Origin of the sequence: Okeania sp. SIO2B9 (genome assembly GCF_010672505.1) — a bacterium.
GTDB classification, from domain to species: Bacteria; Cyanobacteriota; Cyanobacteriia; order Cyanobacteriales; family Microcoleaceae; genus Okeania; species Okeania hirsuta.
Window position 1 is genome coordinate 1 of the sequence record NZ_JAAHGK010000466.1, and the last position, 5,251, is coordinate 5,251.

General features: G+C 35.6%; 4 protein-coding genes. All 4 read right to left on the reverse strand.

Going from position 1 to position 5,251, the window contains the following annotated elements; translation table 11 throughout:
• Window positions 1-42: 42 nt before the first annotated feature.
• The 4 genes from F6K13_RS16990 to F6K13_RS17005 all read right to left on the reverse strand — a co-directional run bounded on the left by F6K13_RS16990 (window position 43) and on the right by F6K13_RS17005 (window position 4,533).
• Window positions 43-201, reverse strand: a complete 159-nt coding sequence (locus F6K13_RS16990) for a hypothetical protein (RefSeq protein WP_161564945.1) — start codon at window positions 199-201, stop codon at window positions 43-45.
• Between the two features lie 7 nt (window positions 202-208).
• Entirely contained in the window at window positions 209-670 is a 462-nt protein-coding gene (rimP, locus tag F6K13_RS16995; protein WP_124145086.1) for a ribosome maturation factor RimP, read from the reverse strand.
• Window positions 671-1,151: 481 nt separating this feature from the next.
• Window positions 1,152-2,600, reverse strand: a complete 1,449-nt coding sequence (locus F6K13_RS17000; RefSeq protein ID WP_192901125.1) for a hypothetical protein — start codon at window positions 2,598-2,600, stop codon at window positions 1,152-1,154.
• A 544-nt stretch (window positions 2,601-3,144) separates the two neighbouring features.
• Window positions 3,145-4,533 (reverse strand): malic enzyme-like NAD(P)-binding protein, encoded by a 1,389-nt coding sequence (locus tag F6K13_RS17005; protein WP_124145087.1) that lies wholly within the window; start codon window positions 4,531-4,533, stop codon window positions 3,145-3,147.
• Window positions 4,534-5,251: the final 718 nt, after the last annotated feature.

Below are 5,251 nucleotides of genomic sequence, written 5' to 3' on the forward strand. Positions count from 1 at the left end.
AAAAAGTTGCACTTTTTTTCAGTATAAAAAGGCTGAAGCTTTTTAAGCTTGAGCTACCAAAAAGTTAGGATTTTGGGCAGACAAGGGTAGAAAAATCAAGGGAAAATTATTCCGACTACCTCCTCTATAATTCCCATTTATTCTGACTCCTGAGGACTGACTCCTGACTCCTACCCTTAACAAAAGACTAGTGAAGCGCAAACCCTAATTACCTTCCTTCCTGTAATTCAACAGTCATAATTAGAGAGCGTGGAATAGTTACTTGTCGTCCTTTTTGGTTAATGTAAATTGCTGTTTGATCGCGACCAACCAGTTGCCCTATCCACTGATTTTTACCTTTATAGGGTTCGGAAGTATTTACCGTAACGCTAAACCCTTTAAAGGCAATGAAATCTCGGTCATTATCCAAAAATTTAGAAATACCAGGACTGGATATTTCTAGTAAATATGGTTCAGAAATAATATTTGCTGCGTCTAGTGATTCTTCTATGGCATAGCTCATACGTTCACAATCATCTAAACCTGTGTCTTGATGAAAGTTCCGAATGTCCAAACGCAGCACTGGAGGATGCTGATTTGTATGAAATACTGCTCCTACTAATTCCAATCCTAGGGACTCGGCAATAGGGGTAGCAAAATTGATGATTTGTGGTATTAATGGATGACTCATAGGACAAATGCAACAAAAAAAGTGGGCTTCACCCACTCCCCGTTAACAATTGTTAACATTAACTTAAATCCTTTACAGATTATACAAATTTCGCTTAGACGAGGCTTTCTTGATTTTGCCTTGTCGAATAGCAACAACTGCTTTGTTAACTTTAAATTCTACTTCCTGTAAGAGTTATGATACTTTTTCATTACTCATTTTACAAGTTGAGAATTGGGATAGGTTTTCCCTACTAAATTAGCTCTATTAAACTATTAATTCATTAGTATATCATATTTTTTGTTGAGAAGCAAGTTAATTTTTTCTCCGATTGCAATTAACTTTTTATACCATTTCACTTTAAGGATGTCACAAATAGTTTCAAAGTTATCATGTCAAATAATACGTTTCAATACTTTAAACGTCAAAGTTTTCTGTCTATTAAATCTTACTTTTAACTTTTAACTTTTGACTTTTGACTTTTGACTTCCGTGAAACGGTATTAGCTTATATTATTTTGGGGTTGATTAGCTTTAAGCTGTAGTTGTCTGGTTTGTTCTAGAATTTTTTCGACATCTTCCTCGCTCATTCGCATCACATAGTTAATTTTTACTTCTTCAAGAAAGGCTGATACTAAGGATTGAAGTTCTTCTAATGTGTGTTCTTGTTGTAATTCTGTACTTAGTGCTTTACCGAAGTTTTGAACTAGCTGGTTAGATAATTTTGTTCCTACTGGATCTGCCATTGCTATTTTAATTGTTTCATAAGCATTTTGGGGTCCTTCGGTAGCAATATTGGATAATTCTTTAATTAATCTTTCTGATAGTTGGTTTGCTAAATTTTCTGCTCCTGGTATTTGCTGAAATCTCTGAAAAACTGGTAATTCTTCTACTATTTTCTCTACACTGTAACGGATTAGAGCTTCTATATCTGGTTGTAATTGAGGTATTACTTTGCAGACAGTTACTTGTACTAATCTAGTAGCGATCGCTTCGATTTCATTAATGTTATTTAGATCGATATAAGTTTTTTGTTGAGAGGAAAATATTTGCTTTGCTAATTCTCCTGTTTTGACATCTTTTTGCACTTGATTAATTACTTGCATTATTACTACTTCTGTTAGTTCTTGAGCAATAGAAGCAAGAAAACCTCGACTAGCTTGTGCCCTAATTGTTTCTAGGTCTATAATTTGAGCATCATTGAGGCGAATTGTTAGAGGAATTATCCGTAAAAACTGTAGAAATGGTAATAGTAGAAAAATATCGTACCAACGCCAGAGCATCGCTTCTGGCCAATTTACGCTAGGATAACGACGACTAATTAAAAATGTTCTGCCTAAAAATTCTAAACCAAATATAATTATAAATGGTAGGTCGATTATGCCAAAATAATCAGCTAGTCCTCCACTTTCACCGATGCCACGATAATAGTTTTTAGCAATTAATGGTTTGATTTCTGTTTCAAACCATTCCAGTTCTTCAATCCATCCATTTTTTGTTAAGTATTCTTGACTCCAGAAGGTTTTAAATGATTCTTTTGCAGAATCTTCTGAATTAGGAATTCTATCCCTTATTCTATTTTTTATTTTTTCTAAAGAGCCGCTTTTGTTGGCAACTGCGAAAGGATTTTGAACGATCATTTCTATGCTAAGTTCTCGTAATTCTGCCAACTCTTCTTGTACTATTAAAGAATCAGCACCTTGAGGTATTTTCGTTTCCAGTTGTTCCAAATGATCTAAGTATTTTTCTGTATCTCTATTAGATTCAATTCCCTTTATTGGGTCGTATCTTTTTGTGAGCATTGGGATTTGCTCAAAATAAAAATCACGAAAGGTAATATAGCTGATGTTAAATAGCACTAGAATAAAATTTACTAGGGCTAAAAATGCCATCATTCTTTCAAATATTGGAACTTTACGAGTTTTCCGACGAATCTTTTTTGTAGTTACCATTGATGATTTGATTTATTTATTTTGATATATAGCAAGCAATAAACAGGTAGGTTAGGACATAGAGTGATGATGAGATGAATCGAAATAAGGGGAAATGTTTTTCCCACTGTTCCCTGTTATATTTTATATTTTTTCAGATTGGGATAGGTTTGAAACTGCTCTACAATATTTAATTTTTTGATAAATCACACTTTATATCAAGGGTGGAAAAAGAATGTTATGAATAATCAGAGCAGTTAAAAGACTTGACAGGAGATGTCCTTTGGAATACAAAGATAAATTCTGACCTAGTAAATGGTATCAAAGCTATTCATTCTGTACGTCGCCAATCCGACGGTTCCCCTACCACTGATTCCTAAAAAATAACCTAGTTATTTGCAGCAAATATTGATCAAATTGTTACTATTGGTAACTTTCTGAAAAGAAATAATCAAAAAAAATTCAAGAAAAAATGAGACCCTGGGGTCTCACTACTCACTATTTGGTACAGATAGCGATATGTTTACTTCTTAAAGATATTTATATTTTAAAAATCTAAAAGCTTTTAAATGGTTACTCCTTCTTGGCGAGCAGCATGGGCCACTGCTCCTGCCACAGCAGTAGCGACCCTAGTATCAAAGACCGAAGGAATAATATGTTCTTTGTCTAGATCTGAAGCTTTGACTAATGAGGCGATCGCTCTAGCAGCTTCTAAATACATTGTAGATGTCAGGGTAGTGGCCCGACAATCTAAGGCACCGCGAAATATACCGGGAAATGCCAAAACATTATTAATTTGATTTGGGTAATCACTGCGACCTGTGGCCATGACTGCCACATCTCCTGTAATTAACTCTGGTTGTATTTCTGGAATAGGATTAGCCATAGCAAATACTATAGGGTCTTTAGCCATAGAACGGACCATTTCTGGGGTAACAACCCCTGGAGCACTGACACCTAAAAATACATCAGCGTCTACCAAAGCATCTGCTAGAGTACCTGAAGATTCAACAGCAAATTCTTGTTTTTCTGGGTTTAAACCTGTACGACCTTTTGATACTATACCTTTAGAGTCACATAAATAAATTTTATTGGCCCCTGCTTTGCGTAACAAACGAGCGATCGCTATTCCTGCAGCACCAGCTCCATTAATTACAATACGAATATCTTCTATAGATTTTTTGACCAACTTTAAAGCATTAATCAATGCAGCTAAACTAACTATTGCAGTACCGTGTTGGTCATCATGAAATACTGGAATGTCTAATATTTGGCGTAGTTTGGCTTCTATTTCAAAACAACGGGGGGCAGCAATATCTTCTAAGTTTACTCCTCCAAATACAGGAGCAATATTTTTAACTGTTTCGATAATAGCATCAGTGTCTTGAGTAGCGAGACAGACCGGAAAGGCATCTACTCCAGCAAATTCTTTAAATAGCATTGCCTTACCTTCCATTACTGGTAAAGCTCCTCCTGGGCCTAAATTACCTAATCCTAAAACTGCACTACCATCTGTAACAATGGCAACTGTATTTTGTTTAATGGTAAGTTGATAGATTTGTTCGGGGTCTTCTGCAATTGCTTTAGATATTCTGCCTACTCCTGGGGTATAGGCCATTGATAGGTCAGATTGAGACTTTAGTGGTATTTTACCTTGGACTGTTATTTTACCACCACGATGTAAATTGAAGGTGCGGTCGTAGACATCAACTACTTTTATTTCTGTTAATGCTTTAACCGCTTGGACGATTTTCTCCGAATGTTCGGTACTATAGGCATCGACTGTAATTTCTCTAAGTGTAATTCGGCGACTTTGCTCTAGTAAGTTAATGTGGCCTATATTGCCTCCTTCTGATGCGATAGCTTGGGTAACGCTGGCCAACATTCCGGTGCGGTTAGGAGTTTCGAGGCGAATTGTTAGACTAAATGAAGGATTAGGTGTTAGTTCTACCATGTTAGGTTTGTTCTAGGTTTTGAGTTCTAGATTTTAGTGTCATCGTAGTTAATATTAAGTTGCGATTTAGCATTTCTTCGGTTTAGTCAGGATTTTCTTCATTTCTTCATTTCTGGTTTTTTCTATTAATATCATGTCCGGTTGAACAGTGATAAATAAATAACGATGGAGGAGTCAGGAGTCAGGAGTCAGGAGTCAGGAGGGAAGAAAGAAGAAGAACTGGAGTTGAAGGAGAAAGTTTTTATCACTAATTATCCAGACATGATATAACCACAAAAAAATCGTCTAACAAAGTTGACTAAAATATAGTTATTCTCCAAGAGTAGGGAACAGGGAACAGGGAAGAAGAAAAAAACGAATATAGAAGATTTTTTCTATTAGTTATGAATATAAATTCATCTGATCGCCTGGGAGTCAGATTAATATTTCCTGACTGATATATTCTACTAAGTCACACTTAAAAAAATCACTAAATTCTCTAGAGTTGGAAGCTGAATATTAGTAAGCATTTCCTGCGGAATGCTGCGCAAACAGCTATTAGCAGTCAGCTATCAGCTTTTATTTGAATCAAGCAAAGACTAAGGTTAGCTGACATAAATATTTCATTTCCTGCGGAATGCTGCGCAAACATATTTCAGTCCTTGACTACTAATTCCTTCTTCCAAGATAATGAGTTAATAACTCATAGCTGATAGCTGATAGCTGATGGCTAAATGCA

What these genes read in the sequence shown, in the direction of transcription:
- rimP (WP_124145086.1), bottom strand. Translation starts at nt 670, where the DNA reads ATGAGTCATCCATTAATACCACAAATCATCAATTTTGCTACCCCTATT.
- F6K13_RS17000 (WP_192901125.1), bottom strand. Translation starts at nt 2,600, where the DNA reads ATGGTAACTACAAAAAAGATTCGTCGGAAAACTCGTAAAGTTCCAATA.
- F6K13_RS17005 (WP_124145087.1), bottom strand. Translation starts at nt 4,533, where the DNA reads ATGGTAGAACTAACACCTAATCCTTCATTTAGTCTAACAATTCGCCTC.